This window comes from Spirosoma migulaei, from assembly GCF_054776855.1.
In genome coordinates this window covers 450927-468114 of sequence record NZ_BAAHBG010000005.1, presented here as the reverse complement: position 1 = coordinate 468114, position 17188 = coordinate 450927, and the positions used below count along the sequence as shown (strand labels likewise).

At 49.4% G+C, this 17188-nt stretch carries 11 protein-coding genes; 3 read left to right on the top strand and 8 right to left on the bottom strand.

What is annotated here, in order from left to right:
- Window positions 1-16 precede the first annotated feature (16 nt).
- Window positions 17-3085 carry an efflux RND transporter permease subunit gene (locus ACYVGO_RS07500; protein WP_460968689.1) on the top strand — a complete coding sequence of 1023 codons (3069 nt, stop codon included), beginning with the start codon at window positions 17-19 and terminating at the stop codon, window positions 3083-3085.
- Between the two features lie 65 nt (window positions 3086-3150).
- On the opposite strand, the gene ACYVGO_RS07495 is transcribed toward ACYVGO_RS07500, so the two are convergent.
- The 3 genes from ACYVGO_RS07495 to ACYVGO_RS07485 form a co-directional block, all read right to left on the bottom strand.
- Window positions 3151-4275, bottom strand: a complete 1125-nt coding sequence (locus tag ACYVGO_RS07495; RefSeq protein ID WP_460968687.1) for a T9SS type A sorting domain-containing protein — start codon at window positions 4273-4275, stop codon at window positions 3151-3153.
- A gap of 53 nt (window positions 4276-4328) precedes the next feature.
- A complete protein-coding gene (locus tag ACYVGO_RS07490) occupies window positions 4329-5501 on the bottom strand; it encodes an AIR synthase related protein (RefSeq protein WP_460968684.1) in 1173 nt (390 codons plus the stop codon).
- Between the two features lie 122 nt (window positions 5502-5623).
- Window positions 5624-6589, bottom strand: coding sequence for a Gfo/Idh/MocA family protein (locus ACYVGO_RS07485; protein ID WP_460968682.1), 966 nt, complete (start codon window positions 6587-6589; stop codon window positions 5624-5626).
- A gap of 96 nt (window positions 6590-6685) precedes the next feature.
- On the opposite strand from ACYVGO_RS07485, the gene ACYVGO_RS07480 reads away from it, so the two are divergent.
- Entirely contained in the window at window positions 6686-7549 is an 864-nt protein-coding gene (locus ACYVGO_RS07480; RefSeq protein WP_460968680.1) for a DUF481 domain-containing protein, read from the top strand.
- A 98-nt stretch (window positions 7550-7647) separates the two neighbouring features.
- Here the strand turns inward: ACYVGO_RS07480 and ACYVGO_RS07475 are convergent, their stop codons facing one another.
- The 5 genes from ACYVGO_RS07475 to ACYVGO_RS07455 all read right to left on the bottom strand — a co-directional run bounded on the left by ACYVGO_RS07475 (window position 7648) and on the right by ACYVGO_RS07455 (window position 12697).
- Entirely contained in the window at window positions 7648-8460 is an 813-nt protein-coding gene (locus ACYVGO_RS07475) for a LysM peptidoglycan-binding domain-containing protein (RefSeq protein ID WP_460968679.1), read from the bottom strand.
- 91 nt (window positions 8461-8551) lie between these two features.
- Window positions 8552-9037, bottom strand: a complete 486-nt coding sequence (gene purE, locus ACYVGO_RS07470) for a 5-(carboxyamino)imidazole ribonucleotide mutase (protein ID WP_142775863.1) — start codon at window positions 9035-9037, stop codon at window positions 8552-8554.
- Between the two features lie 207 nt (window positions 9038-9244).
- On the bottom strand, window positions 9245-10465 hold the full coding sequence (locus ACYVGO_RS07465) for a DUF1501 domain-containing protein (RefSeq protein WP_460968677.1): 1221 nt from the start codon (window positions 10463-10465) through the stop codon (window positions 9245-9247).
- Window positions 10466-10560: 95 nt separating this feature from the next.
- Entirely contained in the window at window positions 10561-11997 is a 1437-nt protein-coding gene (locus ACYVGO_RS07460) for a DUF1800 domain-containing protein (RefSeq protein ID WP_460968675.1), read from the bottom strand.
- Between the two features lie 109 nt (window positions 11998-12106).
- Window positions 12107-12697 (bottom strand): hypothetical protein, encoded by a 591-nt coding sequence (locus ACYVGO_RS07455; protein WP_460968673.1) that lies wholly within the window; start codon window positions 12695-12697, stop codon window positions 12107-12109.
- Between the two features lie 391 nt (window positions 12698-13088).
- On the opposite strand from ACYVGO_RS07455, the gene ACYVGO_RS07450 reads away from it, so the two are divergent.
- Entirely contained in the window at window positions 13089-17153 is a 4065-nt protein-coding gene (locus ACYVGO_RS07450) for a S8 family serine peptidase (RefSeq protein ID WP_460968671.1), read from the top strand.
- The last annotated feature ends 35 nt before the right edge of the window (window positions 17154-17188 follow it).

Below are 17188 nucleotides of genomic sequence, written 5' to 3'. Positions count from 1 at the left end.
TTAACCACTATACATTATGTTATCATCATTTTCCGTCAAAAACTGGCAGTTTATGCTGGTGCTATTTCTGGGCGTTGCCGCGCTGGGCATCAACTCACTGATCAACATGCCACGGGGCGAAGACCCTGAATTTACGGCTCCTAGCTTTGCCGTCGCCGTTATTTATCCGGGCACCGATGCCCTGGATATGGAGAAACTGGTGGTTGATCCAGGCGAAGCCCGGTTCAATTCACTGGAAAACATGAACCACGTGATTACCAATGTGGATGATGGTCTGGCCGTGTTCCGACTCGACTATGATTATGGGGTTGATCCCGAGGAAAAATATCAGGAAGTAATCCGGGAAGTGAACGCCCTGAAAGGCGAATTACCCACGGATATTTACCGGATCGACATTCGGAAGTTTTCGCCTACCGATGTCAGCATTGTGCAGGTGGCGTTAATGTCGGAGGTAGCTTCGTCCAAAGAGTTGGGTGAGTATGCCGACAAGTTGAAGGACGAATTTGAGAAAGTAAAAAGCCTGAAGAACGCCGAAGACTGGGGTTATCCGGCTTCGGTAGTTCGCGTGTCGTTGAACATCGAAAAAATGGCACAGAATGGTATTGCCGTGAATCGGGTGTTAGGGGCCATTCAGGCCGAAAACCTGAATATTCCGGGGGGCAATATCCAGGCCGGAACGCGGAAGTTTAACGTCAAAACAGCAGGCGATTATAAGTCGCTCGACGAAATTCGGAATACCATTGTTTCGACCAATGGACAGAAAATCATCTACCTACGCGATGTAGCCGACGTTGATTTTAACTACGAAGACGAAACCCACATCACCCGCCTGAATGGCCACCGGGCGGTACTTATTACAGCCGGTCAAAAAACGGGAGAAAACATTGCCAAAGTCGGTGAGCAGCTCAATCCGGTGATCGATCGGTTTGCCAAAACGCTGCCTCCGCACATCACGCTCGTTAAAAATTTCGACCAGACCGTCAGCGTCAACAAACGGCTCTCCCATTTTTTGCAGGACTTCGGGCTGGCGATTCTCCTTGTTTCGCTAACCCTGCTCCCACTCGGCTTCCGGGCCGCAATTGTCGTGATGATCTCCATCCCATTGTCATTAGCGATTGGCTTGGCGGGACTCGATTTTCTGGGCTTCAGTATCAATCAGTTAAGCATCGTCGGACTGATTGTAGCGTTGGGTATTCTGGTGGATGATTCCATTGTGGTCGTTGAAAACATCGAGCGTTATCTGCGCGATGGGTATTCAAAACGGGAAGCAGCCATCAAAGCGACCAGCCAAATTACCCTGGCCGTCATTGGCTGTACTACGACGTTGATTCTGGCATTCTTGCCACTCCTGTTCTTACCTGAAGCCTCCGGCGATTTCATCCGTTCGCTACCGATGGCTGTGGTGACTACCATTCTGGCATCACTGCTGGTATCACTAACAATTGTCCCGTTCTTGTCGAGTCGGATTCTGAAAGAGTCGCACAATCCAGAAGGGAACATCTTCATGCGTGCCCTTAAAAAAGTGATCAGCGGCTCTTACAGTCGCCTGTTACACTGGGGCTTACGCCATCCGGTCGTTACGTTGCTGGTAGCAGGCGTATTGTTTACGGGCGCATTGTATATGTTCAAACTAGTGGGTTTCGCCTTATTTCCAGCCTCCGAAAAACCGCAGTTCCTGATTAATATCGACACGCCCGATGGCACCAGTCTATCAGAAACCGACCGGGTGGCCCGCTATGTAGAAGGTGTTCTAAAAAAAGAACCCGACGTTAAATACGTTACAACAAACGTAGGTCGTGGCCAACCGCGTATTTATTACAACATCATTCAGCGCAACGAATCGCCCAACTACGCCCAGTTTTATGTGCAGTTGGTAGACGTAGAACCCGCTGAAAAGCGAGTGTTGATTGACAAGTTGCGCGAGCGATTCAAGTTGTACCCAAATGCCAAAATTGAAGTAAAAGACTTTGAGCAAGGCCCCGACCAGGAGGCCCCGGTAGCGGTTCGAGTGTTCGGCGAAAACCTGGACACCTTGAAAGTAATGGCGGCACGCGTTGAAACGGCCTTCAAACAAACACCCGGCCTGATTTACGTTAACAACCCGCTATCCAGCCAAAAAACGGATCTGCGCGTTCGTATCAACAAAGAAAAAGCGGGGCTGCTGGGCATTTCCATTTCCGATGTAAACCGCACCATCCGACTCGCCATTGCGGGTCTTAACGTAGGCACGTTTAAAGAACCGAATGGCGATGATTATACCATCAACGTGACCTTACCCAAAGGAAAAGTAGCCGATCAGCATGTACTGAGTGACCTATATATCAATACGTTAACCGGTTCTGCGGTCCCCCTGCGTCAAATTGCCGACTTGGAATTTGAAAGCAGTATGAATCAGATTCGCCACTATAATAAAGACAGATACGTGACCATAACGGGATTCGTCAAAACGGGTTTCCTGGTCGATAACGTATTTAATGGCGTACTCTCGAAGTTGGACAAAATGAAATTCCCGGCGGGTTTCAGCTATAAAGCGGCTGGCGAATTGGAAAGTCGCGAGAAATCATTTGGCGGTTTAGGTACCATTATTCTCATTACCATTTTCGGATTCATCGCCGTATTGGTACTGGAATTTGGCACCTTCAAGAGTACGTTAATTGTGCTTTCAGTTATTCCACTGGGCGTTATCGGCGCAGTACTGGCACTGTATTTCACTGGCAATCCATTCTCGTTTGTGGCAGTTATTGGGCTGATTGCCCTCATTGGTATTGAAGTCAAAAACTCCATTCTGCTCGTTGATTTCACCAACCATCTACGCGAAGAAGGCATGTCGTTGATCGATGCGATTCAGGAAGCGGGCGAAATCCGGTTTGTACCCATCGTGCTCACATCACTGACCGCCATTGGTGGATTGATTCCCTTGGCTATCGAAGGCAATCCACTGTATTCACCATTGGCCTGGGTAATTATTGGTGGCCTAATTTCCAGCACGTTGCTCTCACGTATTGTTACGCCGGTATTGTATAAGTTATTGCCGCCGGGGGTTCAGGTGAAAGCAATTCCAGCGCAGGAGCCCGAGATGGCGTAGTGAGCAGACATGTATTGGTGATGTCAGCTACTTATAGCTGACATCACTTCATATGGGTACTAAATTTACCGCACCACTACGTTCATCACGCGCTTTTGGCCATTAATCCGTACATCCAGCCAATACAATCCCGCTGGTAACGGCTGGTCGAACACCAGATCCGCTTCACCTGGTCGGCGTTCCAATCGACCACCAATGGGTTGCCCTACCGTGTTTAACAACTGTACAGACGCATCGTCGGCATTCCACAGGCGCAGGTGAATCCAGTCGGGGCTGGCGGGGTTGGGGTACACGGTTACGATTGGCTCATCGGATTGGATAATAGTGGATACAGGTTTGAAACTTTGCGTAGTACCGTCGCGGTCAATCTGCTTTAAGCGGTAATAGTTAATGCCAGGGTTCGGATTCAAATCTGTCAGCCCATAGTATTGACGAGAATCAGTAGTTCCTGTAGCGGCCACTTCGCCCACCGTTATAAATTCTTGCAAATCGCGACTTCGTTCGACCCGAAAATGGTCGGCATTGTACTCCCAGGTAGTTGCCCAGGCCAGTTGAGTACGGTCGCCTTCGGGTTTAGCCGTAAACGAAAGTAGAGTAACAGGAAGTGGAGAACTCGTAACGGTACCATTGATGGTTACTTCATCTAAACGCAGCGCACCACCTGAAGCGGTATTTGTACAAGCGGTAATCCAAAAACTGATTGGCCCACTCTGATTCGTGTATGCCGAACCTGTAAGTGAAATAGTAGCCTGTTGAAACGAATTGGTAACCGCCTGGGTGTAAATTGTGGCGCTATAATTATCTACACTCGAACGAACTAAAATCTGCGCAGGTCCAGAATTAGATCGGTTGAAATAAAATGAGAGCTGCGTAAGGGTCATGGTTTGCCCCGAAACAGGTTGAACCGTAAATTGTACATGTTCGGCTAGATTACAGCCCGATGTAGACCAGTTAGCTACATTAACGGCTCGACCAACCTGACCTCCAATATAACCACCTACAGATGGCACATTCACCCCACTAAAGCTTGGGCCACCCGTTGTAATATTTGGATGGGAAACTGAACTTGACTGGTTATCTTCAAAACTCCACACAGCCGAAAATGGCGTCGCCTGTGCATACGCCATCTGCCTGGCGATTGCACAGATAAACAGGAAAACGAAACAGCTTTTCTTTACAAATGGTACCATTGCAGTGACTTACAAGTTCGGACTGCAATGTATTCAGAAAATCAATAAGTCACTCAATAAATAAATTCGCCGACTTCACTTTGTATAGTCACCCGTTTTCCTTCGTATGCCTCGACGTGGCCAATCACTTGTGCCTCTATGCCAAATGACTGAGCAATGTCGATAACTTGCTGTGCGTAGCTTTCGGGCAGATAGACCTCAAGACGATGGCCCATGTTGAAGACCTTATACATCTCCTGCCAGCTCGTGCCACTTTCGGCCTGAATCAAGCGAAACAAAGGCGGTATTGGAAAGAGGTTGTCTTTGATAATATGCAGATTATCAACAAAATGAAGCACTTTCGTTTGCGCACCTCCCGAGCAGTGCACCATGCCATGAATGTGTGGACGTAGTTCATCCAGCAATACTTTCGCTACGGGAGCGTAGGTTCTCGTAGGTGATAGAATCAGTTGCCCAACGGTTATACTCTGGTCAGCGTCAACAGCAATTGTATCCGTTAGCTTTTTCGAACCACTATAGATCAATGACTTGTCAATAGCTGGATCGAAACTCTCCGCATAGTTATCAGCCAGGTAATGCGCCAGTACATCATGACGAGCCGACGTCAGGCCATTGCTGCCCATGCCGCCATTGTAGGACGTTTCGTAGGTTGCCTGTCCGTAAGATGCCATACCGACAATAACATCACCCGGCTGAATTCGGTCGTTGCTAATCACCTGATCGCGACGCATTCGGGCAATTACGGTACTATCGACAATAACGGTTCGTACCAGATCGCCAACGTCGGCGGTTTCGCCCCCGGTGCTGTAAATCTCGATGCCGTGATCGCGCAGCATTTGCAACACCTCTTCGGTACCGTTGATAATTTCGGCAATGACTTCGCCTGGAATCAGGTTTTTATTACGTCCGATGGTCGACGAGAGCAGCATGGGGCCGGTGGCTCCGGCGCAGATCAGATCGTCGGTATTCATGACGACTGCATCCTGGGCAATACCCTTCCAAACGCTCAGATCGCCGGTTTCGCGCCAGTAGAGATACGCTAATGCCGATTTAGTCCCGGCACCATCAGCATGCATAATGGTGCAGAAATCCGGATCACCAGCCAGCGTATCGGGTACGATTTTACAAAATGCTTTCGGAAACAGTCCCTTATCGAGCTGGGCGATGGCGTTGTGAACGTCTTCTTTACTAGCGGAAACCCCGCGCTGGGCATAGCGATCAGTCATGGTGCAAAGGTAAAGAAAAGGAGGAAAGGGAGGAGGGGGAGGAAGGAGGAAAGGAAGTAACAATTTAGTACGTATCTCTTTTCCTCCTTCCTCCCTCTCTTCCCCTTCCTCCCTCTCCTCCTTCAATACTCAATTCCCGCTTCGGCCTGAACGGCATCCAGCAATTCCATCAAATTCAAACTATCCTCCAGCGACCAGAGCGGACTTTCTGTTTTACCTTCGGCCAGGCAGTTCATGACGTGCTGCGCTTCGTAATCATAGCCGAACGTTGTTCGCTCAAATGATACTATTTTTTCTGGCTGATCAGTCTGGTTAAGGGTAATGCCTTTTGTTTCGTGAAAGCGGCTATGAATTCGAATCTGACCCGCATCGCCCTGAATCAGTCCAATGCAATCTGTATCGGCCACGATTGTACTATCCAGTAGTGCTAATTGGCCATCAGGATAGGTGAGCACCATGCCGCACTGCTCGTCAACACCCGTTGATCCGAAGTTCGCCGATGCTTTAACGGTGGCCGGTTTACCCAGTATGAGGTAGCTTAAAAACAAGGGATAAATACCAATATCCAACACAGAGCCACCACCAAGTTCTTTATTGAACAAGCGTTTTTCAGGCAGGAACGGGGCTTTAAAACCAAAATCAGCTTTTACCGAAACCACCTTACCAATCGCACCCGATTGCGCTAATTCCAGCGCCTGAACAATGCCCGGCATAAACCGGCTCCACAGGGCTTCCATCAAAAATACACCCTTCGAGCGTGCCGTTTCGACCATTTCCTGAACCTGCTCACTATTCATGGCAAAGGGTTTTTCGCCCAGGACGGCAATGCCCCCGTTAAGAAGCATCATCACATGCTCGTGGTGTTTTACATGCGGAGTGGCCACGTACACCACATCCAGGTCGGGCAAGGTTAGCAACTCCTGATAAGAGCCAAATGCATGAGGAATGCTGTATTCCTGCGCAAACTCGTTGGCCCGTTGCTGATCGGACGATGCAACGGCATAGAGTTGCGCATCGGGCAGGGTAAGTAAGTCCTTTGCAAATTTGTGGGCAATGCGGCCCGGTCCTAAAATTCCCCAGCGAGTCATGGGTAAAAATGGATTTAGATGAGTAGGCTATAGGATAAGTTGACCACCTGGTCAGCCGCCAAATGTATCTTTTTTTTCTAAGTTGCAGTTTCACCAATGCCTCTTTCTGTGAAATACAATCAGCAATGCCTCCTCACGTTAAGTTTTCTTTTCACATTTACAGTCGCCGAAGCTCAGATTGTTGAGCAGCCCGATCCGTTACGCCCCTCACTGCCAGACTCCAGCAAAGCCGTAAAACGCGATTCCAGTAAAACGCCAGTAAGTCAGCAGAAAATCGATTCCATTAAGCACGCACCACCTGTACCAACTATATTTCGTTACCGCTTCACCGCCGACGGTACGATTACGGAAGGAAACGTTAGTCGTGCATTGCTGCAGTTAACTAGTGCGGTTGACTATCAGTTGAGCAATTATTTCAAGTTGTCGAGCAATCCGTCGTTTGTGTACGGCAAACAGAATGGTATTCTGGCCGAACGCGAGTGGTTCAGCGATTTACGGACAACCTATCGATACGAAAAGCGACTTTATTACCTGGCGTTTGGCTCCTATGAGCGAAGTAATCTACGACAGATCAACCACCGCTGGACGGCAGCCGCGGGCCTTGGCTATAAGCTCCTGAATCATAAGCGGGCGTATATTTCGCTCACGGATGTGGTTATGCAGGAATACACCGATTTTGTTGAACTGAATGACATTAACATCTGGCGAAATTCGGCCCGGTTATACGGCGAATATAGCTTCGACAAAGACCGGTTTACCATCACGCATACAGCGTTTTACCAGCCCGCGTTGGGGCAATACAATGTCCGATGGAATGCCAGCCTGAGTCTACAGATAAAATTAACGCAGGTCGTTAGCCTGCGTTCAACGGTGGCAAACGCCTACGAGAGCCTGGTCGTGCCGGGCCGTCAGAACAACGACTTCCGGTTTACACTGGGGTTGGTGTATGAGAAGAAGTAATAGGAGCGAGGAGTTAGGAGTGAGAATGGCTGACGCAAACAAATTAATGGGGCATCAGCTATTCTCACTCCTAACTCCTCGCTCCTATTACTAAAAAATTACTGCTTATCCGGAAAAGGGATAATCAGTTTTTCGCCACGGGTGGCAATGTCCTTACTTTTTTTGTTGGCCCGCATGAGAGCCTCCTTACTGACACCGTATTTCTGAGCCACAACACGTAACAAATCGCCCGGCCCAACGGTATGAACGGCCATTACTTTCACGTTTAGTTTGGTAACTCCGGCTTTCACATCGCTCTCCGACACGCCCGGATTAAGGGCTTTCAGAGTAGCTAGTTTCATGTTATATCGATTGGCAACACCGTAAAACGTTTCACCAGACCCAACCGTATACGTGCTCGAAACACCGCCCGGCTTGACTTTAACTTTCTCAACGACAACGTCCGTTTTGGGCTTTTCCTCCTTCGGCTTTACTTCAGCAGGCTTTTCTACCGGTTTCTCCTTAGGTTTCTCAGGTGCTGGCTTTACTGCAGCGGGCTTTTCGTCGGGGGCAGGTTTACCATCGGTCGTTTCGCGGTTATCTTCAGCCACTTCTTCGGCTTTGGCATTCGCTTCGGGTGCATCGGCGGGCGGTGTGGCCTGCGACAGATCGACCGGTGCCGGCTGCGAGGACGTATCTACCTCCTCGGGCGACATCAGCATTTCGGGATCGTTCTGCGCCAGCGGCTGTTGAGAAGCCGTATCGAGTGCCACATTCGTTAACTCGTCGGAACCGTTCGTATCGTCGGTAATATATCCGTAGCCTACATATAGCAGGGCGGCAATCAGCCCCACTAACACCACGAGTGTGATGGCAGGCAGGCTGGAATTTCCGGCAGGGCGGGGATTAGATGATTGGTTGTCGGGTTCCATGAGTTAACTCAATAATGGATAATGAATAATGGATAATGAACGTCAGGCCAGAAGGGCATTATTCATCATACATTTACCATTATCCATTTAATTAAATGGGTGTAGTTAATTGCTGGCTCATTTGGGCCACTTTTTCTTTAAGATCTTCTTTAAACTGAACGAGTTTTTGGGCAACTGCCTCATCAAACGTACCCACAATCTGAGCCGCTAAAATACCCGCATTTCGAGACCCATCCAGCGCCATCGTCGCCACAGGCACGCCACCGGGCATCTGTAAAATGGACAGAACCGAATCCCAGCCATCAATCGAATTACTCGACTTAACCGGAACACCAATAACAGGCAGTATTGTTAATGAAGCCACCATACCTGGCAGGTGGGCGGCTCCGCCAGCGCCTGCGATGATAACCCGTAGCCCACGCTCGCGGGCTGTTTTTGCATAATCGACCATTTTTTCAGGCGTCCGGTGGGCCGACACAATGTCCATCTCCCAGCGTACGCCTAATTCGGTCAGAATGTCGGCAGCCTCCTGCATGACCTTGCGGTCGGAAAGACTACCCATGATGATACCTACCATTCAGAAGAATTGACTTGACTCTCTGCGAAATAACACAGATTCAGGGAGATTTCAGGGATATAGGCCCGAAATTTTATCGTAGAAGCTGTTTGAGTTCGTGAAGACAGGTTCTTAAACCTTACCAAGAGGCAGATTTGAGAATCTCCTCCACAAAGGCTAAGCTATACAGCCTGGATGGTACGCCTGTCTTCTCGTTTGGTGAAGCCATCAGACAATTTTCACCCCATCGAATTTACGGCCCAGGATAGCCACATCATCGACTCCCAGGTAGTCGTGAAGGAGCGTTGCATATATCTGCCGAAAATCGATGGAGTATGTTAGGTCGCCATCGGTTAGTTTCGTCAGGTTCGGAGCTTCGTTCAATACCCGTTTGGCAGGTAGCCCCCCTCCTATCAGAAATACGTTATTAGCGGTGCCGTGATCCGTACCATTACTGGCATTCTGCTTCACCCGGCGACCAAATTCCGAAAACGTCATCAGCAGCACATCATTCTGTCGCCCCGCTACTTTTAAATCTTTCATGAAAGCCCCAACGGCTTCGGCATATTGACCCAGAAGACGTTCCTGCTGCCCCGGCTGATTAATGTGCGTATCGAAACCACTGATCGAGACGTAGTAAACGCTCGTACTCACACCTGCCTGAATGAGTTGAGAAACGGTTTTTAGCCGATTACCCAGTTCACTCGTTGGATAAGTCGCGAGTGTGTTATGGACTGGAACGCCAGCCTGGTTTGCTTTATCATACACATAGGCTGCCGACGATACGGTTTCAGCCAGGGTTTTGTAGAGATAGGCAACGGACTCCGGTTGGTTAGTCGTATGCTCGTTGCTTAATCCGGTCACCAACCCACTGCGGGTCTGGTTATACAGTTTCTTGGGATCTAAGACCGCCAGTCCGTTCAACGAATCACCTTTCATGGCCAGACTCAGCGTATCGTCCACCTCAATCGTCCGAAACGGCTGCTGTTCTTTACCAGCGCAAGCCGCATCCAGATACCGTCCAACCCAGCCGGTGTTCACGTACTTGTCCGAATCGCTGGCTGTTTGCCAGATGTCCATTGAGCGAAAGTGCGAACGATCCGGGTTTGGATAGCCAACATTGTTGATCACCGTAACCAGACCTTCGTCGTATAACGCTTTAAGCGGTGTCATGGCCGGATGCAGGCCAATTTCATCGTTTAGTGTCAGTACTTTTTCTGGCTTAATGGCAATCGTTGGCCGTTCGCGGTAATAAATATCGTTTCGGTAGGGCACAACGGTATTCAGGCCATCATTCCCGCCTGAGAGTTGCACGACCACCAAAATTTTTCCGTTCGATGCGGACGCCTGTCCCAGCATCTGCGCTTCGTAGGCTTTCAGAAAGTGCGGAATCAGCATGGTGCCCGCCGTCGTAAAAGCCGATTGTTTCAGGAAGTTTCTACGGTTCATAAGATAAAAGGAAAAGGGAGGAGAGGCCGAGCCGCCGTTGCGGAGGAAGGAGGAAAGGGAAGAGGCATGTCCATTCTCCTTCCTCCCTCTCCTCCTCATGTCAGCTGATACTCCGGCAGGCTCATGAGCGCTGCGGTTAGGGCATGAATTTGTTCGGAACGCGACTGGCCGGGTTTGGCCTGTTTGTTGATTAACTCACGTTGGTCGGGACGAAGCGGAAAGGGTAGCAACGTATTGGCAATGGCATCGGTCAACTCGGCATCGGTCGTTTTGGCGAAGGCAGCTTCAAAATCGACCCAGTCAACTTTTGTCTGGAATCGGGCTCCCCCTTTTCGGGCCAGCGATTGTGTATTCACATCGCCATCCTCTTTTGGCTGCACGGCGATCTTGGTGGCTTTGAGCACGTAACTCGGCAATTGCATACGGAAGAGCAGGCTCGACGAGTCGATCCAGTTTTTGCCGCCCGGCCAGCCCGCTACATTGGGCGGATAGAACAGCAATTGACCCAGTGTTCGCTGCACAAAAATCTGCGACTGCGGTTGCTCAAACTGCACACCCAACGTATGGCGCAAGCCCGCCAGCAACTCCACCGGCGATTTGATATGGGCACCTACATTTGGGGTATCGTAAAACCAGTCTGAGGTGAAGATGGTCTCCAGCAAGGCGGTGATGTCGTAGTTGCTTTTATAAAACTGGCTGGCTAGCTCGTCGACCCGCTTTTTATCTTCGGTTTCATTCACGAAGAAGCGGTAGATTTTCGCGGTGATGAAGTGGGCGGTCTGCTTATTTTCCAGCATCATCGCAATTACATCCTCCCCTTTGAAGGCCCCCGTTTTCCCGAAAATAGTTTTCTCGCCATCGTCGTGAACCTGCTCCCGAAAAATGAATTGACCGTCAATGGTAAACTGCCAACCCGTAAAAGCGCGGGCGGCTTCTTTAATATCATGTTCTGAATAATTTCCTCTCCCAAGCGTGAACAACTCCATGACCTCGCGGGCGAAGTTCTCGTTAGGCGCATTTTTCCGATTTTGCTGGTTATTCAGGAATTGCAGCATGGCCGGTTCTTTCGACACCGCCATTAATAAATCACTGAACTTGCCGAGTGCGTTTTGACGAATGGTATTGGCGTATTGCTGCATGAACAGCGGATTCCGACCCTGGGTCCGGCAGGCAAAGTGCCCGTGCCAGAACAGCGCCATTTTCTCGCGCAGGGCCGCTTTCCCGGTTGCCATCTGGTCGAGCCATTGTAAGTTGAGGTCGCGCACCTTTTCGGCATTATCCCGAATGCGCTCTTTCAGCATATCCTTATCCAGTTGACCCGTACGGAAGAGTCCCTTCAGTTGCTTCTTCGTTTCATTGGTATCGGCATCAACGACCCGCAGATCGGGTACGGAAGCACTGTCGTTGAGCAACTGCCGAACCACTTTCTTCAGGGGTTTGCGAGCGGCCTCATCAAGCTCAGCGGGGGTAGCTCCGAATCCGGCCCGGGCAAACAGATACCGCGTTTGTTGCTGTCTGGTTTGGTTCATCATACGGCTTGAACGTTCACAATAAACGTATGACAAGTTAAAGGAACGAGCGTTTAATCAACAGAAGATTAAAATTTCCCACAAGCGGCAATCGTCTGATGATTGGTGGGACTCAAAAGCCAATCATCCTCGCCTTAATTTTAGCCTGCAACTGGTTATAAAATAAGCATACCTCTATAGCCTGTTTGTACTTCGTTAGGTTTGGCTTATGGCGAAGACCTATTGTTAGTAAAGAGTCGACGCGCATAAGTTCGTAGGGAACGGTTCCTTCATTCGGCAAGCTGCGCCTTAAACTCTCCGACATGCGATTGAGCCCAAAACGCTGTGTATCAACACACATCACCATCTTCCTCTTAAATTGAACTTCTAGAACGCGATGAAGTGAATCAATTAGTCCAGAGCGGAATGGAAATGTGTGCGTATAGGTATTGACCTCCCGATTATAGAGAACCTCTTTAGCCTGGTGCTCATTAAAAAAATCACCTGGTTGATAACTATACCCCAGGTCAACCGTACTTCCGTTATCCATTTCTGTATAATAATAGCCGGGTGGTTTATAGGCCAGGCTGTAGCGTTTCACCGCGTCACCCACGGTTAGCGGGAATACCCATGTACCACCGTTAAAATTCACGGCTATGGGTTTATCAGGCGCAGATTTACACGTTACAACTAACAGGAAAGCACTAAGCAGATATCTAAGCATGATAAAATTCTAGGTCTTTTCTATAGCTCACAAAAGTGAAGGGCAACATAATTGGCAATAAAACATCGCTTATTACCCGGTTTATCAAACTGGCAGTTGACTGATGGGTGGTTGAATTTGTGGAGCGTCACTTAGGATTACGAACAGTAATAGTACAATTCTCGAGAAGCTCATTTACACATAGTGGTTCGTTTTCTAAGACAGGTTCAGAAGAAATTAGTCACCAGGTCGGTTGGCGGCTAAGTATCTATCCAACCAGTTCCCAAGAGAAACCGTTAGCTCTTAAAAACCATTAAAAGTTTATTAATCCGCTGTAATATTGACTGATAGCGCAACAGAAGATACGATTTCTCCGTACTAGATCATATATCCTATTAGGCAGTCCTTTTCCATGTCTCAACGTTTACGAATCAGTACGGGCAGGTTTATCCTTTTACTTCTGGTGGCCTCCGTCAAGCCTCTATCAGCTCAACCCGTCCCCTACTCGGCTGCGCAACGCCAGCAGATTAATTTGCTTCGCCAGACGATTCAGAAAACTTACGATGCAAATTATAGTAGAGCCGTGTCGCTGGCGAAACAAGTAGGGCATCCGCTTCGGGTGGTGCGGTCAAACGGGCGTATAGTAGAAGTAGCGGGCGTTGATGAGCATGGTAATTTATTGTTCAATGCAACCACTGCTACCATTGTAGGTAATACACAAGTTGCCAATGCAACCCGTACATCGTCACTCTATTCGGGTGGTAGCCTTGGCTTGAATTTATCGGGTAGCAGCGCATCTATACAGAATAAACTGGGCATTTGGGATGGTGGAGCTGTTTTGGCTACGCATGTTGAAGTAAAGGGCCGCGTGACGCAGAATGACAAGGCCAGCACAACGGCGGCCGACGAAGAACACCCTACACACGTAGCCACCACCATGATTGGTGCAGGGGTCAATCCATTGGCTCGCGGTATGTCTTTTGGGGCAAAACTACAGGCCTGGGACTATACGAGCGATGTTTCGGAAATGACAACAGCGGCACCGAATCTGCTGGTTTCCAATCACTCTTACGGAATATTAGCGGGTTACCAATATAACCCCGATCTAACTGGCTCAACACAATGGGAATGGTACGGCGATACGACCATCAGCCGGATGTATGATTATAAATTTGGGCTGTATGATTCGCGCACGCAGAGTTGGGATCAGGTTGCCAATGCAGCGCCTTATTACCTGATCGTCAAGTCGGCGGGAAATGACCACGGGGCCGATGGTTTCCCAGGGGCGGGTCAGTCGTACATTCTGGTCAATCACAACAAAAAAGTGAGTACCGTAGTCCGTGATACGCAAAATGGATACGATCAGATTTCAACCAATGGCGTGGCCAAAAACATTCTCTCGGTGGGGGCCGTCAATTATCCGCTTTACGGCTATAACCAACCCAGCGATGTTGTACTGGCCGATTTCAGTAGTTGGGGACCTACGGACGACGGTCGGATTAAACCCGATATTGTAGGGATTGGCGTTAATGTACTCTCGGCCAATTCCAGTAGCGATAGCGCCTATGTCAGTTTAAGCGGCACCTCTATGGCTTCTCCGAATGTAGCGGGGTCGGTACTCTTACTACAGGAGTATTATACTCAGCTCCATTCAGGCAGCTACATGCGATCATCCACTTTACGTGGTCTCGTCTTGCATACAGCCGATGAGGCCGGTACAACGCCCGGCCCCGATTACCGCTTTGGCTGGGGCTTACTTAATATGGAACGGGCCGCTCGTGTCATTGGCAACACCGACCAAAATCATTTACTAAGTGAACGAACACTTACTCAGGGACAGCGTGATACAATTCAGGTTACCGCATCCGGGCGAGGGCAGTTAGTGGCAACTATTTGCTGGACTGATCCGGCAGGCACAACCTCCAATACCCTCAATGATCGAACGCCCAAACTCGTCAACGACCTCGACCTGCGCATCAGCGATGGCACTACCACGACTCAACCCTGGATATTAGACCCGAACAATCCAGCCAATGCCGCTACCCACGGTGATAATATTCGGGATAACATCGAGCAGGTGCTATTTACTAACACAATCCCCGGCAAGACATACACCTTAATCATTGGCCACAAGGGCAATATCAGCGGTAGCAAACAGGATTATGCGCTACTTGTCAGTGGCATTGGCGGAAAAACCTATTGCGAATCGAAACCAACCTCAACGGCCGATACGAAAATCAGCCGGGTACAACTGGGAAGTATTGACCAAACGGGTTCTACGGGTTGCACCGACTACACAGACTTTACTCAGGTAGCCACAACAATTCAGGCTGGGCAACAGATTCCACTGACGGTATCGCTAGGCACTTGTGGCGCTACGAAGAACGTGGTCGTGAAAGTCTTTGCAGACTGGAACCAGAACGGCAGTTTCGATGAGGCAGGCGAAACCCTGGCGACGTCGGCTGTACTGGCGAACTCGGCACAGTTTTCAACAACGCTAACGATTCCGACCAACGTACAGAATGGGCAACTTATCCGGTTTCGGCTCGTAGCTACCGAAACCGATAATTCTGCATCGGTAGCTGCCTGTGGGCTGTATGGCAATGGCGAAACCCAGGATTATCTGTTAAATGTGGTACAGACGCTCAACGATGTAGGCGCAACAGCGCTTATTTCTCCTGAGGCTACCTTCTGCGGTCAAACCAGCACCAATGTGACTGTATCTGTTAAGGTACACAACTATGGGAGTGCCGACCAGGTTAATGTGCCCATTAGCGTTAAAATTACAGACGCCACTAACGCAGAATTAACCACGCTGAATGGCGTATTCCCTAAACTGCCCGCTTTCCGCGATGGTGTTCTAACGCTGCAATTACCATCCAGTAGTACATTGGCTGCGGGCCAGACGTATCGGTTTATAATCACAGCAAACCTTGGTACTGACCAGAATGCTACGAACAACAGCGTTACTGAGACCCGAACAACAGCCCCTACCCCAGCCAACGGGTTGTTTGCAGCAACCCAATGTAGCAGGGATTCGGTTATATCACTTCACAATGCCGGAAGCGGAACAGCCTTTTGGTACGATGCGCCAACGGGCGGTAACCTGTTGGCAGCAGGGAATCAAACAACAGCGCCGAAATTGCCGACCAATGGACAATTTTATGCCACGCTGAACGATTTTTCGGGTACAATTGGTCCTGCCAGTAAATCAGCATTTGGCGGGGGCACGTATAGCGGCAACTTCGGTCCATCTCCGCTTATTTCAACCACGGTTCCCTTAACCATTGAAAGTGCACGACTGTACATCGGGAATGCGGGTCAGCTAACGTTTACAGTTCGAAAATTAGATGAAACCGCCATATCAAGTGTAACACTTGATGTAACCCCAACCCGGGACCAAAGTCTAACCGCCACCACGAACAGCCAGTTGGTCGATGACCCGAATGATCAGGGTGCAGTATATCCACTTAATCTTCGTATTCCTGCCGCTGGCGATTATAAGATCACGATCGAGTACACAGGGGGAGCCTCTATTTTCCGGAGTAACGTATCGGTAGCGGGCTTTCCGTATCAGTTTAAAACCCAGACAGGTGCGCCTATTGTAACAATTAAAGGCTCATTGTTCAATACTGGAACAACGAATGATACCCTTAAAACGGCCTGGTATTATTTCTACAACATCAAGGTTCGATCACTTGATTGCCCCAGTCTGCAACGAACCGCTGTTGTCCCTTCTACCGGCACCTCGCCAACGGCAACTATCATACCCAGTGGGTCGGTAAGTATTTGTCAGGGGTCGAGCATTACGTTACAGGCAAGTACAACGGACACAGGGGTATCGTATCAATGGTATCGGAATGGGGCGGCTATAGCGGGTGCCATAATTAGTACCTTTCAGGCTACTACGGCAGGGGCTTACTCATTACAGGTAGCCAACAATTGCCCCTCTGTGCGTTCGCCGGCCGTTACGGTATCGGTGAATTCCGCTCAGAGTCCGATTGTTACGGCCAATGGATTTACCCTTAGCACAAACGCCGTTTCGAACATCCAATGGTTAGTGGATGGGGTTCCTATTACGGAAGCAACAGGAACAACTTATACGGTCGTAAAATCGGGTCGGTACTCGGTAAAGGGAAATGTGAATGGCTGCGGAGAGGCCATTTCCAACGAAGTTGTGCTAACGATTCTGGCCACGGAACCCGTTGCAGGCGACGATGAACTGCTCGTTTATCCGAATCCGGCAACCAGGCAGGTAACGATCTCTTTAGGCGTCTCATCCTTGTTATCGCAATCGCCAACGCTTCGACTGACCGATATACAGGGTCGTACAGTACACACAGGTACGCTACAACTCGACGGAAAAAATTATTCGACGGTAGTAGATGTAGCCAGCCTTCCCGGCGGTACGTTTTTTGTTATTGTTGAAGACGAACGGACGCAAAGCGTCCGGGTGAAACGGATTCACAAGCAATAACTCAAGCAACATCTGGCACGTCTCTACAGGCACAG

Bases quoted from the DNA above. Each gene is read 5' to 3' on its own strand.
- ACYVGO_RS07465 (WP_460968677.1), bottom strand. From the start codon at position 10,465: ATGAACCGTAGAAACTTCCTGAAACAATCGGCTTTTACGACGGCGGGC.
- ACYVGO_RS07480 (WP_460968680.1), top strand. From the start codon at position 6,686: ATGCCTCTTTCTGTGAAATACAATCAGCAATGCCTCCTCACGTTAAGT.
- ACYVGO_RS07485 (WP_460968682.1), bottom strand. From the start codon at position 6,589: ATGACTCGCTGGGGAATTTTAGGACCGGGCCGCATTGCCCACAAATTT.
- ACYVGO_RS07475 (WP_460968679.1), bottom strand. From the start codon at position 8,460: ATGGAACCCGACAACCAATCATCTAATCCCCGCCCTGCCGGAAATTCC.
- ACYVGO_RS07450 (WP_460968671.1), top strand. From the start codon at position 13,089: ATGTCTCAACGTTTACGAATCAGTACGGGCAGGTTTATCCTTTTACTT.
- ACYVGO_RS07500 (WP_460968689.1), top strand. From the start codon at position 17: ATGTTATCATCATTTTCCGTCAAAAACTGGCAGTTTATGCTGGTGCTA.
- ACYVGO_RS07460 (WP_460968675.1), bottom strand. From the start codon at position 11,997: ATGATGAACCAAACCAGACAGCAACAAACGCGGTATCTGTTTGCCCGG.
- ACYVGO_RS07455 (WP_460968673.1), bottom strand. From the start codon at position 12,697: ATGCTTAGATATCTGCTTAGTGCTTTCCTGTTAGTTGTAACGTGTAAA.
- ACYVGO_RS07490 (WP_460968684.1), bottom strand. From the start codon at position 5,501: ATGACTGATCGCTATGCCCAGCGCGGGGTTTCCGCTAGTAAAGAAGAC.
- purE (WP_142775863.1), bottom strand. From the start codon at position 9,037: ATGGTAGGTATCATCATGGGTAGTCTTTCCGACCGCAAGGTCATGCAG.
- ACYVGO_RS07495 (WP_460968687.1), bottom strand. From the start codon at position 4,275: ATGGTACCATTTGTAAAGAAAAGCTGTTTCGTTTTCCTGTTTATCTGT.